General features: G+C 42.6%; 13 protein-coding genes. 2 read left to right on the forward strand and 11 right to left on the reverse strand.

The features are described 5' to 3' along the window. Positions 1-254: 254 nt before the first annotated feature. Both DBR32_RS14730 and DBR32_RS14735 read right to left on the reverse strand, forming a co-directional pair. Positions 255-1,949 (reverse strand): helix-turn-helix domain-containing protein, encoded by a 1,695-nt coding sequence (locus DBR32_RS14730; protein ID WP_158606012.1) that lies wholly within the window; start codon positions 1,947-1,949, stop codon positions 255-257. Between the two features lie 257 nt (positions 1,950-2,206). Further along, positions 2,207-2,932 (reverse strand): 3-ketoacyl-ACP reductase, encoded by a 726-nt coding sequence (locus DBR32_RS14735; RefSeq protein ID WP_124637130.1) that lies wholly within the window; start codon positions 2,930-2,932, stop codon positions 2,207-2,209. 197 nt (positions 2,933-3,129) lie between these two features. Here DBR32_RS14735 and DBR32_RS14740 point away from each other — a divergent pair, with 197 nt between their 5' ends. Next, positions 3,130-3,894: a phosphatase PAP2 family protein gene (locus DBR32_RS14740; RefSeq protein ID WP_233559754.1), complete on the forward strand. Its 765-nt coding sequence runs from the start codon at positions 3,130-3,132 to the stop codon at positions 3,892-3,894. A 15-nt stretch (positions 3,895-3,909) separates the two neighbouring features. Here DBR32_RS14740 and DBR32_RS14745 read toward each other — a convergent pair whose 3' ends face one another. The 9 genes from DBR32_RS14745 to DBR32_RS14785 form a co-directional block, all read right to left on the reverse strand. Next, positions 3,910-5,643, reverse strand: coding sequence for a histidine kinase dimerization/phospho-acceptor domain-containing protein (locus DBR32_RS14745; protein ID WP_124637132.1), 1,734 nt, complete (start codon positions 5,641-5,643; stop codon positions 3,910-3,912). 37 nt (positions 5,644-5,680) lie between these two features. After that, entirely contained in the window at positions 5,681-6,805 is a 1,125-nt protein-coding gene (locus tag DBR32_RS14750; RefSeq protein WP_124637133.1) for a sensor protein KdpD, read from the reverse strand. 32 nt (positions 6,806-6,837) lie between these two features. Next, positions 6,838-7,971 carry a porin gene (locus DBR32_RS14755; RefSeq protein ID WP_124637135.1) on the reverse strand — a complete coding sequence of 378 codons (1,134 nt, stop codon included), beginning with the start codon at positions 7,969-7,971 and terminating at the stop codon, positions 6,838-6,840. Between the two features lie 20 nt (positions 7,972-7,991). Then, complete coding sequence (locus DBR32_RS14760) at positions 7,992-8,552, reverse strand: K(+)-transporting ATPase subunit C (RefSeq protein ID WP_124637137.1); 561 nt, start codon at positions 8,550-8,552, stop codon at positions 7,992-7,994. Between the two features lie 37 nt (positions 8,553-8,589). Continuing rightward, positions 8,590-10,602, reverse strand: a complete 2,013-nt coding sequence (gene kdpB / locus DBR32_RS14765; protein ID WP_124637139.1) for a potassium-transporting ATPase subunit KdpB — start codon at positions 10,600-10,602, stop codon at positions 8,590-8,592. 50 nt (positions 10,603-10,652) lie between these two features. Beyond that, positions 10,653-12,341: a potassium-transporting ATPase subunit KdpA gene (kdpA, locus tag DBR32_RS14770; RefSeq protein ID WP_124637141.1), complete on the reverse strand. Its 1,689-nt coding sequence runs from the start codon at positions 12,339-12,341 to the stop codon at positions 10,653-10,655. Between the two features lie 81 nt (positions 12,342-12,422). Further along, positions 12,423-12,500, reverse strand: coding sequence for a potassium-transporting ATPase subunit F (locus DBR32_RS15870; protein ID WP_124637261.1), 78 nt, complete (start codon positions 12,498-12,500; stop codon positions 12,423-12,425). Positions 12,501-12,659: 159 nt separating this feature from the next. Next, entirely contained in the window at positions 12,660-13,019 is a 360-nt protein-coding gene (locus DBR32_RS14780; protein WP_124637143.1) for a hypothetical protein, read from the reverse strand. A gap of 162 nt (positions 13,020-13,181) precedes the next feature. Further along, positions 13,182-14,522: a sigma-54 dependent transcriptional regulator gene (locus tag DBR32_RS14785; protein WP_124637145.1), complete on the reverse strand. Its 1,341-nt coding sequence runs from the start codon at positions 14,520-14,522 to the stop codon at positions 13,182-13,184. A 442-nt stretch (positions 14,523-14,964) separates the two neighbouring features. On the opposite strand from DBR32_RS14785, the gene DBR32_RS14790 reads away from it, so the two are divergent. After that, positions 14,965-16,680, forward strand: coding sequence for a T9SS type A sorting domain-containing protein (locus tag DBR32_RS14790; protein ID WP_158606014.1), 1,716 nt, complete (start codon positions 14,965-14,967; stop codon positions 16,678-16,680). Positions 16,681-16,739: the final 59 nt, after the last annotated feature.

Genomic DNA, 16,739 nt, shown 5'->3' on the forward strand with positions numbered 1-16,739 from the left:
AATAAAAAAGACAAAAGTCTTTACAGCGCTACATTACAAAGAAGAACAGCACAGTGAGTATATCCTATCAGATATGGTCTTATTTATAGCCCAAAATGGCGGCTTTTACCCTATAAGGGTATGATCAGATAAGGAAAACGCAGGAAAACGAAGCAGGTTATGGTACCAAAATATACCTATACAAGCATATTTCATGGATTGTATTTGCAGGGTTATCTAAAAATAAGATATGCTATTTTGACAGAAATATAAACTTATTGTTTGGCATCCAACTTCATATTGCTGATAAAAGCGGAAGGAGAAATGCCGGTTATTTGCTTAAAATTGGTTGCAAATTTACTATGCCCGGAGAAGCCAGACTCCTGAGCAAGGTAGGCAATCTTATAGTCCCGGTATATGGGTTCGGTCTGTAATTTGGCAATTATGTAATTGATCCGAAGCTCATTGATGTAGTTATTAAAGTCTTTTCCTTTATGCTCATTAATGATACTTGACAGATATTTTGTATTTGTTTTTAATCTTGCGGCAAGGTAAGGCAAAGTAATATCTGATTTTAAATATATATATTTTTGTTCAAATCGGTACAAATCCTTTAACAAGCGTTCTTCCGTTTCTTTAGAAATGGATACACCCAACTTATGATTTTCTATTAGTACCTCCGCCGGCGCTGCATCTATTTCTACCCCTGCGCCATCTGCTGTAGTTTCATAAACAAGGAGAACATCTGTACTCACCTGATGCGGTGCAATGTCCCCTATCTGATTTATATCGCCGATATGCGCTTCCGATTGGCTGCTTTCCAGTGCCGGTAGTTTCTCGCGGTCCAGGCGAAGCTTATGTATGTAATCAAGGTATTTCTCCCGTTCCTTTTTTCTGGATCTTCTCGAGTATACATAAGAAAGGATCATGACCAAGAGTAAAAGGATGCAGGTGACCGTTAAACCAAGGTTTCGGGTATGATTCTCTTGCAACTCAGAATCAAATTTTTCAATAAGACTGTTCGATACTTTAGCGGTGATCGTTGTCTGCATCTGCGACAGTTCTATAAACTTAGACTGATACAGCATTACCTTTTCCTGATCTCCGACCTTAAGGTAATACGCATTAAGGCTTTTATAAGTCATAATCTTCATATTAAAATTATTGGACTTATTGGCAAAAGACAATGCAGAATCCAAGGCTTTACCTGCCTCTTGGTATTTCCCCTGCTTTAAAGCAAGCTCTCCAAGATTTTGATAAATGAATCCTTTTAATTCCGTTTCCTGATGCGCTAAAATTTTTAAAGATTTAAGGAGATAAGTTTCGGCTTCCTTAAGATGTCCCAATTGCAGATGACAATAGCCTTCCAATTGCAGACAGGTCGCCATAAAAATGGCATATTCATTACCTTCTCCGGCTGCTTGCAGAATATCAAAAGCGATTTTGACTTCTGCTAAAGCATTTTCATATTTCTGGGCCTCGATTTCATAATATGCTTTTTCCTGGTGGATAAACATTTGGATCAGCGGTAAGCCCTGTGGGCCCTCGTTGGCTTTTTCGGCTTTAGCCAGATACTTTCTCCCTTGTACCAGAAGACCCAATTGCCTGAAGCTGGTCGAAAGAAACCCCGATATCCTGATTTCCCACTCTTTATTCTTTATGTTTTCCGCAATCTTTTCTCCTTGCACCGCAAGCAAAAGCGCTTCTGTATATTCACCGGTCCTTTCTTTCAAGGTCGCCAGCAACATCAGGCTTTTCATCTTTTGCAAACTGTCTACGGCACTATGTAATAAAGTATCGGCCTGTAAAATGGCCTCCTCAACATTTTGTGAGGCGAGTGCTGTGGCTATATACCGGAATGCACTGTCAAATTTTGGATTTTGTTTATCGGTATTTTGGGCAAAAAGCTTTTCACCAGGAACAAGAAAGGCAAGCCAAATAAATATTGCGCAGCGCAAAATTTTATGCATAAAAAAACTATTTAACATCTCTTCTATCGTATCGAAAAATTACTAACAATTTGATTACAAGCACTTAATAAGCGAAATTACAATTTTTAAAGGAGTATCGATAATTGTTTATTGCACCCTGGCAAGACCCTATGCCCCTTTACCAAGAATCCATAAAAAGGTAAAGCCATAAAGAGTATATGGTAAAAAAGTTGAGCCTTTATCCTTCTCTTCGTATCAAGAAAAGGATAAAGGCTCATGAAAAGTTTATGGGCAATTTACGAGGGATTAGTCGACCACAGGCCTACTTCTTTAACAAAGGCCCTTTGCGGCAATTTTAAATGGTTCACGACCAAAAAGGCCAGGTCTTCGGGTTGCAATACCTTTTCGACATTACCATCAGTAAAGTTTGCATTCAAAGTCATATCGGTTGCGATAGTACTCGGATTAACCGTTGTAACCCGGATATTCGATTTACGTACTTCCTGCATCAGCGATTCAGTAAGATTGATGACCGCCGCTTTTGAGGCACCATAGGCACTCATATTTGCCGCACCTTTCAAACCCGCTGTAGAAGCGATATTGATGATATCGCCCTGACCTTGTTTTAAAATAAGAGGCAATACTTCATGTACCATATAATAAGTACCCAATACATTGATGCGGAACACCGCTTCCCATTCTGCAACCGGCAGCTCCAAAAAGCCTCCCATTTTCAGGATACCCGCATTATTGATCAGTATATCTACTGTTTTCAATGCATCGGCAATAAGGGCCACCGCCAAAATGACTTCGGTATAGTTTCCTACATCTGCAGTAGCATACGCGATATTTATTTCCGGATTTAAACTGTTCAATTCTTTCTGAAGGCTTTCCAGCTCCGTAGTTGTCCTGCTGATTAAACCCAAGTGCACACCCTCTTTGGCTAAGGCAATGGCCATGGCTTTACCCAAACCCTTACCGGCACCGGTGATAACAGCCGTTTTTCCTTTTAATGATTGCATATAATTATGATTAAAATTTTCAGCTTCAAAATTCATTATAATTAAACTTTAATCCAAACATTTATAGATTTGAGGTACATTTATTACCCGATTAGTGCCGGACACACACTGATTAAAAGAATCAGGCTTTGCACCGGGAAAGGATAATGCACCAACAAACGCATTGGCCTAGAAAAAACCACACCAAAATTGTATTGATGAAAATAACCCGACTTTTATGCTGCTGTTTATTACCGATAAGCATTTTCGCACAAGCGCAATCCGGCAGGGATACACTTGTGGTTACAGCCGATCTAATGCCGCAAGAAAGAACGCAGCGGCTTTCTGTTAAACCCTTTATTATTCCTTCCGTACTGATAGGCTATGGAGCGATTACTTTGGGTAGTAAGGGCTTGCAATCGTTCAACAGGAGTATTAGAAAAGAAGTGTACCTCGACCGGCCGCATAGTGCGGTACATATTGATGATTATTTACAATACGCACCCGCCGCAACCGCATTTAGCTTGTCCTTAATGGGAATAAAAGGCAAACATGACCTAAAACACCAGGCCATTATTTATGCCATGGCCATGACGATTTCCACCGCAGTTATTGTACCCACCAAAAGAATCGCGGGCATAGAAAGACCGGATGGCAGCAATTTTGCATCGTTTCCATCTGGGCATACCGCTACTGCATTTGTAGCGGCCGAGTTCTTAAGGAGGGAATATAAGGATCAATCAGCCTGGTATGGCATTGCGGGTTATGCAGTGGCTACGGGCACCGGCTTTTTAAGAATGTATAACAACAAACACTGGTTTAATGATGTCGTGGCTGGTGCCGGCATTGGCATTGCCGCTACCACAATTGCCTATTGGCTGCATGATAAAATCAACTGGGGGCCTAAATATAAAAAAACGGCTGTTGTTTACCCCTATTACAACACGCAACACTGGGGTATTGGCTTTGTTACAAAAATATAGCATTGTATCGCCTGATTACGAACCGGGCAGATAAAAGTAAAACACCGACCCTTTGCCGAGTTCTGTCTCTACCCCAATCGTACCACCCTGCGCTTCAATAAAGTCTTTACTGATCGCCAAACCCAGTCCTGTACCGGATTTAGAACTGCCCGGAATCTGAAAATAACGGTCAAACACCTTATCTCGGTATTTGCCCTCAAACCCATTTCCGAAATCGGTTACGGCATAATAAACCAACTCATTTTTCTTTTGTAAAGAAAGCAGGATCACCCCTCCTTCATGAGAGTAGCGGATGGCATTGCTCATAAAATTGGTGAGTACCCAAGCCGTTTTTTCCGAGTCCATCGCTACGGTCTTTACATCCGGATCTGCTTCTATACGGATCGTAATCTTCTTTTGATCGGCCTGCATCCTGGTCGCATTAACCGCATCTTCTAAAATGGCACCGGCATTGTCGGGATGAATATTTAACTGTATGGTACCCGTTTCGACCTGAGACATATCCAATAGTTCTTTGGTAATGTTTAAGAGCCGGTTGGTATCTTCTTTAATACTTTCCAAAAGTTCCTGCTGTTCGGGATTCACGACACCAATCCGCTCATTTTCCAGAAGCTGCAAACTCATCTTGATCGAGGCAATGGGTGTTTTAAATTCATGAGAAACGGTAGCGATAAAATTGGTTTTTGCCGTATCCAGTTCCTTAAATGGTGTAATATTTTTAAGAATGATCACATAACCAATAAATGCAGACTCTTCTTCCCCGGTGGGCACAATATTGATGGCGACAATCTCCTTTTGAAAATAACTCTCTTTATGGTCTGCAAAGATCTTGACGGGTTCTGTAGCCGGTTTATAATCGGCCGGGGGCATGATGTCTGCGATTAATGTTCTGATCAGGTCATTATGCACAGCCACGTCCTGTATCCTGCTGCCGATAAAGGCTTCACTTTTGAGGCCGGCCACTTTCAGGGCTTCGCTGTTGGCAAACAAAACGATCTGATGCTCATCCACGCCAATCACGGGGTCATGCATGTTATTGATCAGGGTTTCAATTCTTTTCTTGCCCTTTATGATTCTGGCGAGGTTGCTCTCGGAATACTCTTCGAGCTGCTGCGCCATGGTATTAAAGGAACTGGCTAAGGCACCGAACTCATTCTGACCCGTAAAATGAACTCTTTGCTTATAGTTTTGCGCGGCGATCTGTTTAATACTTTCTGTCAACTCTTTAATCGGATTGGCAATGTTGCCCGGAAGATTGACCAGAAGGGTAAAGGAAATAATAAAACAGATGGCGCCTGTAACCGACAACCAAATGGTAGCCGTTTCTGCCGTATCCTTTGCAATTTCACTCTTCCGGCCAATGGCATCCATATTTAAACGCGTCAAATCGGAAATATCTTTACGGATGGCCGATTTAATCAGGGGATCAGCAGCAGCTTTTTTTAGTTTGCTAAAATGTTCCGCGATTTGACCGGTCACTTCCTTCTCTCCTATTTCAGTAACATTTCTGGCCTGCTTCTGCAAATTAACTTCAAATTTTTGCATCGGTACCGGATCGCCGTCTGCTCCCATTTCTTCTATCGCTAAAAGCATATTGCGGGAGTATTCAAGTGTATTATAATTGGAGACGAGAATATTGTTAGTATCCTTTTTTAAGGCATTAATATAATAAATGCTCAGGTTGGCCAGGAGCAATATGAACAAGAAAAGTAACCCCACGCCTATGGTTAATTTTGTTTTTATTTTCATCTGTCTGCTTTTATATGCGTTTAAAGATCTCCAAAGGTCAGGAAAGAATGATCAAATCAATATCCTCTAAAGATAATTTATTTAAGAGTTGATTAAAGATTCCGGTCGATAATATAATGTGGAAAATGCTGAGCTGCGGTTTTCCAATACAAACGGTAGTCACATTCAGGTTGATGGCCTGCTCCATTATAGCAGTCGGTACATTTTTACTTTTCACCTGAATCACCTTAGCTCCCAATTCCGTAGCGAGCTTCAGGTTATTAATCAGTAGCCGTTGCTTGTCCAGTGGAATTTTCGCCACACTTTCTTTGGGCGTCTGCACATACAGCACATACCATTCTCCGCTATAGTAACCTGCCAACCTTGCCGTTTTGCGAATCACGTTCTTAGCTTTCTTAGCATCGCTGCCGATACAGGCCAAGAATTTCTCATGTTTCAAGGCTACATTCTTATGCACCTCAATATCTACTTTACGCACGACATGGCCTGCCACTTCCTTAAGGGAAAGCTCGCGCAACTGCAGGATATTTTCACTCTTAAAAAAATGCTCCAGTGCTTGCTTGATTTTATCCGGCGGATATATTTTTCCTTCTTTCAGGCGTGTGATCAAATCTTCGGCCGTCAGGTCTATATTCACAATCTCGTCGGCTAAGCCGATGACCTTATCCGGAATACGTTCCCGGACTTCAATACCTGTAATCACTTTCACCTCTTCATTCAGGCTTTCAATATGCTGAATATTCAAGGCGCTGATCACGTTGATACCGGCTTCCAGAATATCCAGTACATCCTGCCAGCGTTTCTCGTTTTTACTGCCTTCTATATTGGAATGGGCCAGTTCGTCTATAATCACGACCTCGGGACGCAAATTAATGACCGCCTGTACATCCAACTCTTCCAGCTCTTTTCCTTTATAAAACAGTTTTCTTCTGGGAATCAGAGGCAGCCCTTCCAGAAGGGCTGCCGTTTCCAAACGCTGATGCGTTTCTATAAATCCAATCTTAATATCGATCCCATTTCTTAACAAGGTATGTGCTTCTTGCAGCATCCGGTAGGTTTTACCCACACCGGCACTCATACCAATGTAAATTTTAAACTTACCCAGCCTGGACTTCTTGATCAATTGAAGAAAATGTTCTGCACTCTTTCTGTCGGCTTCCATAATGTGGTTACGGGGTCTTTATACGCTTAAAATTAAAAACTAATGGCCAAAGCGCTGGTCAGCGTCAGGCTGTTTTGACTAAGGCCTTCCTTTCTATTAAGGAAGAGTGCTTCTTTACTGCTCAGGCTTCTCGCTTCTACACGCCATAATACATTGGGCAAAATAAAATAATCTGCATTCAGGGAAAAACCAAAGGTCTGAAACCCTTTTGGGGTACCGCTTGCAATGATTACGCCATGCTCATCTTTATAGTATTCCCCCCGGAGCGAAACGCCCCATTTTGCAGTTGGGGTATATCGGGCGATCAACACCGGTGTATACCAGGTATTATATTGGTTGCTTCCTTTTGCTTTTTGTTCGGCTCCGATATCAAAACCGGCAGTAATTCCAATCTGATCATTAGCCTGGTAAATCACATAAAGATTATGAAAGTAGCGCATTTGACGACTACTGTCTGCCTTATCATTTCCGATAAAAGAGCCACTGTTGAGGGTCCATTTGGCATTGGGTTTATAACTGAGCTGGTGTCCGAAAGCAGGTGTACTATTCCCGTCTGCCCGCTGTATGCGCTGCCATCCGTTAAGCAGGAGCCCACTCATAAACCATTTGCCGTTGGGTGTGGTATAGGAGAGTTTTGCACCCGTTTCAAAGTAGGGCGAGTTATCGGCAAATAAACTTCGGGTAAGGGTCCAATTGTCCTTACCGACCGCACTTTCAAAACCCAGGTGTGACGGCAGAATACCGGCATCCAGCCATAAATCATGCTTCTTCGATAGCTTCACGCCTATATTCGCTTCATAAATATTTTTTAATACCCCTGGTTCTGCGGCATAGTTGGCATTCATATACGTACCCACCGCCAATGCCAGACTGGCCCTTACTTTTTCAGTGCTATAGCCCGCTTTAAGATAAGCCAGGTTTACCGTTACCTCATTTGCCCTGTTATGGCTGTACACAAATCCCGGACGCTCGTTGCGGATTGGCCTGTTGGCATCATAAAGGTAATAAGCTTCGGCATAGCCACTAATGCTTAAAGGGTTTTTATGGGGTTCGGCGTTCTCCTCTTTTGGGTGTTGTACCTCTTCCGGAATCAAATCTGTTTCTTGTGCCTGTATGGATCCGATACCCCCACTTAAAATAGCGGATAGGATTAAATGTTTGTTCATTATTGGTTCTGTTATTTAGGTTATTTCAAGTCGTCTAATGCGATATTGAGTTTGAGTACATTAATTTTTTCGGGGCCGAATAAACCCATAAATGGTTTTTCGGTTTGTTGGGCGATCAGTTCCTCCAGCCGTGCTTCGGATATATTGCGGCATTTTGCAATGCGTTTTACCTGCACTTTGGCTGCTTGTACGGAAAAATGCGGATCTAAACCACTGCCACTGGCCGTGACCATATCTACCGGTATTTCTGATTTTTGAATACCGGGGTTATGCACCAAGAAAGTATCGATACGTGCCTGTACTTCTTTTAAATAGGCTTCGTTAGAAGGGCCTTTATTGCTACCTCCCGAACCGGAGGCATTATAAGCTACCGAAGAAGGACGAGACCAGAAATATTGATCCTGAGTAAAGGCCTGGCCAATATTGCTATAATATTGCTTTCCCTTGTGTGTGATCAGCATACCCTTACCATGATTGGGTGCTGCCTGGGCAATGGCCCATACAGCGAAGGGATAGACCACGCAGAAGAAGATTATGGTGACGAAGCTCAGCTTGATAGCAGGCAAAATATGTTTTTTCATCTTTTATAAATTGAGGATTTGTACGGTTAAAAATGGCTTACATAAATAAAGACACGAGCATATCAATAGCCTTGATGCCGATAAAAGGAACGATAATTCCACCCAGACCGTAGATAAACAGGTTTCTTCTGAGCAATGCGGAGGCACCGATGGGTTTATAGGCAACGCCTCTTAAGGCCAGGGGAATCAACATGGGAATGATAATGGCATTAAAAATAACGGCAGATAGTATCGCACTCTCGGGGCTGTGCAAATGCATGATGTTTAGTCCTTGCAAGGCCGGAATGGCTGTGATAAACAGTGCAGGGATAATCGCAAAATACTTCGCCACATCATTGGCAATACTAAAAGTAGTAAGGGTACCCCGGGTCATGAGCAACTGTTTTCCGATCTCCACAACTTCAATTAGCTTGGTCGGATCATTATCCAGGTCCACCATATTACCGGCTTCCTTAGCCGCCTGTGTACCACTGTTCATCGCTACTCCGACATCAGCCTGGGCCAGTGCCGGTGCGTCATTGGTACCATCTCCCATCATCGCGACCAGTCTACCTGCTGCCTGTTCTTTTTTAATGTAGTTCATTTTATCTTCCGGTTTGGCCTCCGCAATAAAATCGTCTACACCGGCTTTTTCAGCAATAAATTTTGCCGTTAAGGGATTATCTCCGGTTACCATTACGGTCTTGATGCCCATTTTGCGTAAGCGCTCAAAGCGCTCTTGTATACCGGGTTTGATGATATCCTGCAATTCAATGACACCTAATACACGTTCATTTTCCGAAACTACCAGTGGTGTACCCCCGTTATTGGAAATGTTGCGTACCTGAGCCGCAATCTCTTCGGGAAAAGGATTCCCGGCTTTTTCTACCATGTTTTTAATGGCATCTGTAGCGCCTTTTCGGATGCGTGTCTCCCCAAAATCAATACCGGAACTCCGGGTTTCTGCAGAGAATTTTACAAAGCGCGGTTCCTTGATGGCAAAGCTCAAGGGATTGAGGCTCGCCAACTCTATAATGGACTTCCCTTCCGGGGTATCATCACTCATGGAACTTAAGGTAGCTGCCTTAATCAATTGTTCCTGTCCCACACCCTCTGCGGCATAAAAATGGGTGGCCTTACGATTACCAATAGTGATGGTACCGGTTTTATCCAGCAAAAGCACATCAATATCTCCGGCGGTCTCTACTGCTTTACCACTTTTGGTGATGACATTGGCGCGCAAGGCCCTGTCCATACCGGCAATCCCGATGGCAGACAATAAGCCTCCGATGGTTGTGGGAATCAGGCATACGAATAAGGAAATAAAGGCGGCGATGGTGATCGGTGCATTTGCATAGTCTGCAAAAGGCTTTAAGGTGACGGTAACGATGATAAACACGAGGGTGAATCCAGCCAACAAAATGGTCAAGGCGATTTCGTTGGGTGTTTTTTGACGACTGGCACCTTCTACTAAAGCAATCATTTTATCGAGAAAACTTTCTCCGGGTTCTGTGGTTACTTTAACCAGAATCTTATCGGACAATACTTTGGTACCGCCGGTTACGGAACTCTTATCGCCTCCCGCTTCCCGGATCACGGGTGCCGATTCTCCGGTAATGGCGCTCTCATCGATGGTTGCCAGCCCTTCTATAATCTCGCCATCGGAAGGAATAATATCGCCGGCCTCGCAAATAAATACATCTTCTTTTTTGAGTTGGGCGGAAGAAATCGTTTGTCCGTTTTGCAATTTTGCCGGCGTTTCCTCTCTGGTTTTTCTTAAACTATCGGCTTGCGCTTTTCCCCTTGCCTCGGCAATGGCTTCTGCAAAATTGGCAAACAAAAGGGTTAAAAGGAGCACCACAAATACGAAGAGGTTATAGCCGAAACTTCCTTGTGCCTTTGCGCCTGCCAAAGTCCATAAACAGACGAAGAACATGACCAGTGTACCGATCCAGACGGTAAACATCACCGGATTACGGAACATTTTTTTAGGACTAAGTTTCAGAAAAGAATCTTTTAATGCCGTTTGCATCAGTTCTTTTTGAAATAATGATTGACTATTGGGTTTCATTTATGATAATTAAATAAGGTGATTAACTAAAGAAATTGACTGTTATGTGCTTATCGCATAGAAAAGTATTCGGCTATGGGTCCTAAAGCAAGTGAGGGGAAGAAGGATAAAGCAGCGACGATCACAATCACGGCAAATATGACTAAGGCAAAGGTGCCGGTATCTGTTTTCAAGGTGCCGTTACTTTCCGGGATATACTTCTTACCTGCGAGCAGGCCTGCGATGGCCACGGGGCCTATGATGGGTAAAAACCGTCCCAGGATCAGGACAAAGCCGGTCGAGATATTCCACCATAAATTATTATCGCCTAATCCCTCAAAACCACTACCGTTGTTGGCCGATGAAGAGGTATATTCATACAGGATTTCGCTAAAACCATGAAAGCCGGGATTGTTTAAGGTGGAGGCGCCCTGCGCCGGAAAGGCGGTTGCTAAACCTGTGCCTACTAAAATCAGGAAGGGATGTAGCAAAGCGATAATCATCGCTATTTTCATTTCACGGGCTTCAATTTTTTTGCCTAAAAATTCCGGGGTGCGGCCTACCATTAAGCCACTGATGAATACGGCCAGAATAATAAAGATCAGGAAATTGAGTATGCCTACCCCATCGCCGCCATAGAAGGCATTGACCATCATCGCGAGCAATTCATTCATACCTGATAAAGGCATAGAACTGTCGTGCATGGAATTAATGGAGCCGGTAGAAATAACGGTGGTCACAATACTCCAAAAGCCAGAAGCCGCCGCACCAACTCTTGCTTCTTTACCTTCCATAGCACCCAAGGAATTGTCGATTCCCATAGCGGCAATGGCAGGATTGCCTTTCATCTCCATATAAATATTGGGAATGACTAAAAGCAGAAAGCCAATCGTCATCACGGTATAGATCATTACCGCCAGTTTTTTACGCCTGATGAAATAGCCAAATGCAAAGACCATAGCCATCGGAAGCACGAATTGCCCCCACATCTCAAGCATATTGGTCAGGTAAGTCGGATTTTCGAAAGGATGTGCCCCATTGGCGCCAAAGAAACCGCCTCCGTTGGTACCCACGTGTTTGATGGGTACAAAAGCCGCCACCGGTCCAGTGGATACGGTCATGGTATCGCCTTGTAAACTCGTAAGGGTTTGTTTTCCTTCAAAGGTCATGGGCATGCCCTGAAACACAAAGAAGATGGCTAAAATAACGGAAATCGGTAACAGTATCCGGGTACAGGACTTGATCAGGAAATCGTAAAAATTGCCTAATTGTGTGGTCGTTTTTTCTCTGAAAGCCACAAATACGGCTGCAGCTGCGGCCATCCCGGTACCGGCACTCACAAACTGCAGAAACATCAGCCAGATTTGCCCCAGGTAACTGACCCCGGATTCTCCGGAATAGTGTTGCAGGTTACAGTTCACCACAAAGGAGATTGTGGTATTAAAAGCCAGATCGGGCGACATATTAGGATTGTGATCGGGATTCATCGGTAACCATTGCTGACACATCAGGATGAGCATACCGAGCAGAAACCAAACAACATTGATGGTTAATAAAGCCACCATATGTTCTTTCCAGTTCATTCCTTTTGCAGGATCGATGCGGCTTATTTTAAAGAATACTTTCTCCAGCGGATTGAAAACCGGGTCAAGAAACGTCTTTTGTCCTGCATAAACTTTTGCGATGTATTTACCAATAGGAATAGCGGCCACCAGTGTAGCGGTAAACATTAAAATGATTCCTAAAATTTCTGTATTCATGTTTTTATTAATTAATAATTTATTGCGATAGCGTTGCACAGCAGCCTTATCGGCTATGGATCTCTTTTTTGTATACTCCGGTTAGAATTTTTCGGGTTTCAGGAGTACATAAACCATATAGATAAATACGGCGATGGCGACGATAAATAATAGTTTCATTTTTATGGGGTTTAGATTTTTTCAAAATAATTGATGGATTTATAAAAGAGCCAGAAGCAAAACAGCCCGGCAAAAAGGAGGATAAGGGTGAGCATATCTGTATTTTTTGAGATTGATAATTTGAGTTATTTCAAGTGGTAAAAGCACCTACGCATGCTGTTAAATACCCGATCGGTATACCTGGTTTACATATGCGGTATGCAGCTTCAGTGGTATCTTGGCCAGCAACCGGTCTTTATCCCTGCTGTTGCAGGAGGCTACAATGTGGTCGAGAGAGAAAATGAAAATATTTTCGATAGCATTTCTAACCAGCAAATCGCCTTTAGCATAGATGCGGTCGATGAGTTTCAGGCATTGGTCTATCCTTAATTCATTGTGTTGTTCCACCATTTTTTGGGTATGCCTGGTCACCACCCTGATGAGGGCAAAGGGATTTTTCAGATAAATAATCTTGGAAACTTCGGCTTTAACTTCGGGTAATGCAGTAGCGATTTCATCGGCCACTTCGTATTGGTTCATGTTCGGAAACTTTGTTTGTTAGTCTATGTGCCAAAACCGTGCAAACAAACCAAACAAAAACACAAACACTTGATAATCAATTTAATAAAAAATTATACCCCACATCACAAAACAAAAAAGCCTTTCATTTTGAAAGGCTTTTTATCAAAATAGAAGGTATGATTATTTAATCTGGTATTCTTCGAGCTTACGGTATAAAGTCGCAATGCCGATTTCCAGTAACCTAGCGGTTTCTGCTTTATTGCCCTGTGTATGGTTCATCACCTTACGGATCTGTAGCTGTTCTGCGCTGGCCAGAGAGAAGGCAGAAAGCACCGGAACACCGGAAGCATTATGATGATGTAATTCTTGTGGCAAGGTACAGCTGTCCAGTATATTATTTTCAGTAAGGATCACACTGCGTTCGATTACATTTTTCAATTCCCTGATATTCCCTTTCCAGACATGGTTTTCCAAAGCGTGTATATATTCTTTGGAGAGGGTAACCTGTCGCTTATTTGTTTTTAAAGAATAGGATTGCGCAAAATGTTCCGCCAGGAGTTCAATATCTTTTTTGCGTTCCCTTAATGCCGGCAGTTCAATATTAAAGACCGAAAGCCTGTAATACAAATCGCTGCGGAACTGGTGATTGGTGCTCTCTGTTTCCAGATCCCGGTTGGTTGCTGCAATGATCCGTACATTGACTTTTGTAGGCTTGCTCTCTCCCACTTTTAAGAATTCGCCGGTCTCCAGCACGCGCAGTAATTTTGCCTGAAGTTCAATCGCCATTTCTCCGATCTCATCTAAAAACAACGTTCCGTTATGGGCTTCTTCAAACAAACCCGTTTTATCTTTGACCGCTCCGGTAAATGATCCTGCTTTATGTCCGAACAGTTCACTTTCCAGTATTTCTTTGCTAAAAGCGGCACAGTTGACCGCTACAAATTTATGGGTATTCCTACTACTCTTCTGATGGATGGCCTGTGCAAATACCTCCTTGCCCGTACCGGTCTCTCCCAAAAGTAAGACAGTCGTATCGGTCACCGCTACCAGCTGTGCCAAGTGTATCGCATCTGTTATCTGTTTTGATTTGCCCAGGATATTATCGAAGGAGTATTTCTTACCGACCTGTTGTTCCAATTGCACCACCCGCTTGGCTAAGAGTGCTTTTTCGGTGGCCTTATAAAGCAACGGAATGATTTTATTATTATCGTCGCCTTTGGTAAGGTAATCAAAGGCACCGTTTTTAATGGCTAAAACGCCATCGGGAATATTACCGTAAGCCGTTAAAAGAATGACTTCTGATAAGGGTTGTATTTCTTTAATCACCTTCACCATATCTACCCCATTTCCATCGGGTAGTTTCACGTCACAAATCACTACTTCAAATGCTTCCTGGGTCAGTTTTTTTTGTCCCGCTTTAAGAGTCGCCGCCTGTACTACTTCAAAACCTTCGAGGGAAATTATCTTTGCCAGAAGGGCTCTGAGCTTTTCTTCATCATCTATTAAAAGAATACGTTTCACTTGTTCACAATTTATATGCCTCAAAATTAGCTATAAAATTCTAAATCCTATACCCGCTTTATTGCCCGCCGCATCCATTTTATGTCACGACATGGCTCTAGAAATGACTCCTTATCCACTCGTATTTTAAAGCTAATCAATAGACTACACCAATAAAATATTTCACAAATTAGTGTTTTACAATACATTAACATACTGTTTATTACAAATGAGCAGGCACGTATTCTTTTGGCTAACAAAAGCACAAACAGCTGATTATAAACACATTATCTAGAAATCATTTAATTGTCGCGACATCTTTATGAATAAAAAAAAACTATAAGCGCTAATTCCACATAACATGCTGTCAATCAATATATAGCAACGATAAAAGAAAGACATACATTTGTGCACAGATGCATAATTCAGCTGTGAATTATATAAAAGTTGCATGTATTTTATTATGATAAAAACCCTTTTACCCATAACCATTCTTTTAAGCCCTTTATGCACCACGGTAGCGGTGGCACAAACGGCATTTAATACTCCGGTCATCACAACGGTGAGCGGCACGACCAGTACCTTCTCCTCAATCGCACAAGAACCGCAAGGATCAACGGTAGGCCCAGCTTCTTCTGGCGTGCGGTCAACTTATAATTTTGGGAATAATAATAAACGATTATCTTCTTTTACGATCGGAGGAACCGTTTATAACAGAAGCAATTCCAGAGCACCTGATGCTATTTTCTTAAGAAAAAACAATGCCAGCGGGGATAATACCGTTTTTAACGGAGGCTCCTTATATGCCACACAACAAGCCGCACCCTGGAAGGACAGGCAGATATTTTATGCTGAGGGAACGCAATCAGGAACCACCTTTACCCTTACACCTTCTTATCCGGGTGCATTAGGTAGTGCGGGCAATATGGAAGCGGCCACTGCGCTGCTTAATGGTTATGTGAATGTTGGGATTGATAATGCCTTCGTAAACCTCGAAGTGAATACCGGTGCCGTAGGAGATGCCAATGTAAACGCCAATAACATTGAGCGGATTGATTTGATCTGGAACAGTGGTATCGCTGTAACGGCCGCAAACCGTACGGTAAGTGGTATCATTGTAGCCAATCGCGGACAAAATGATGATGCGATGCAATTATCGGCCATTAAAGCCCTTAGTGGCGGACTAAATACGGGTACCGGAACCAATTATCTCTATAGTGATGTACTGGCCTTTAATAATGCCTGGACTCAAAAAGGCGTAAATGGTGCAGCCCTTAGCGGTGCCTATACCCCTACCGTAATTTTAGCAGGTGTCAGTACTATTGTTTTCCGCAGATCTGATAACGATGCTACTCTTGGTATCAATAATCAACTGAGTATTGCGGATACGGCTTATGTATCTAATGTGCTTGCTGCACAAAACATCTCGGGTATGTTTCTAAGCTTTGCCGATTTAGGACTTGCTGTAGGAGAGACTTTCTACGGTTATTCTATCCTTCCCGCAGACGCAACGGTAACGGCGAGTACGCCTTATAGTACCCGTATCAACAGTTATCTGAACAACACCATATATCCTAATAATTCGGGAAATGCAGCCAATGGTCTGGATCTTAGTGCCATCAATGGTTATTTTGCACCGGCTGCCATCTTACCGATCACTTTAAGTTCTTTTAGTTTGAAAGGCAGGGCTACAGATGTACTGTTGCAATGGACTACGGCAATGGAAGAAAACAGTGATCGTTTTATGGTGGAGCATAGTATGGATGCCGCTAACTGGAATACACTCGGAAGTGTAGCTGCCGGTGGCAATACAGATATACCCCAAAACTATTCCTTTACAGATGAAAGCCCTTTAAACGGCACGAATTACTACCGTTTAAAACAAACAGACAGGGATGGCCATTTTGAATATAGCAGTATACAAAAAATCACCTTCACTGATATCCAGAACAATATCTCTGTAATGCCAAATCCAGCCAGAGATGCCGTGTACCTCAAAAGTAATGAGGTGCTCAGTCAGGTAAACCTGTTCTCTACAGAAGGCCAACGCATACGCCAGTACAACAATTTCCAAAAGGGAACACCTATTGATATTAAAGACCTCTTACCGGGTATCTATTTTATCCATATTATAGATCAGAAGGGATATGCGATTAAAAAACGCTTTATAAAGATCTAATCCATAATACAGATTTTATCATCTGCTTTTCATAAACCCTGTACACATCAAGTGACAGG

This window comes from Taibaiella sp. KBW10 (assembly GCF_003852495.1).
Classification (GTDB): Bacteria; Bacteroidota; Bacteroidia; order Chitinophagales; family Chitinophagaceae; genus Edaphocola.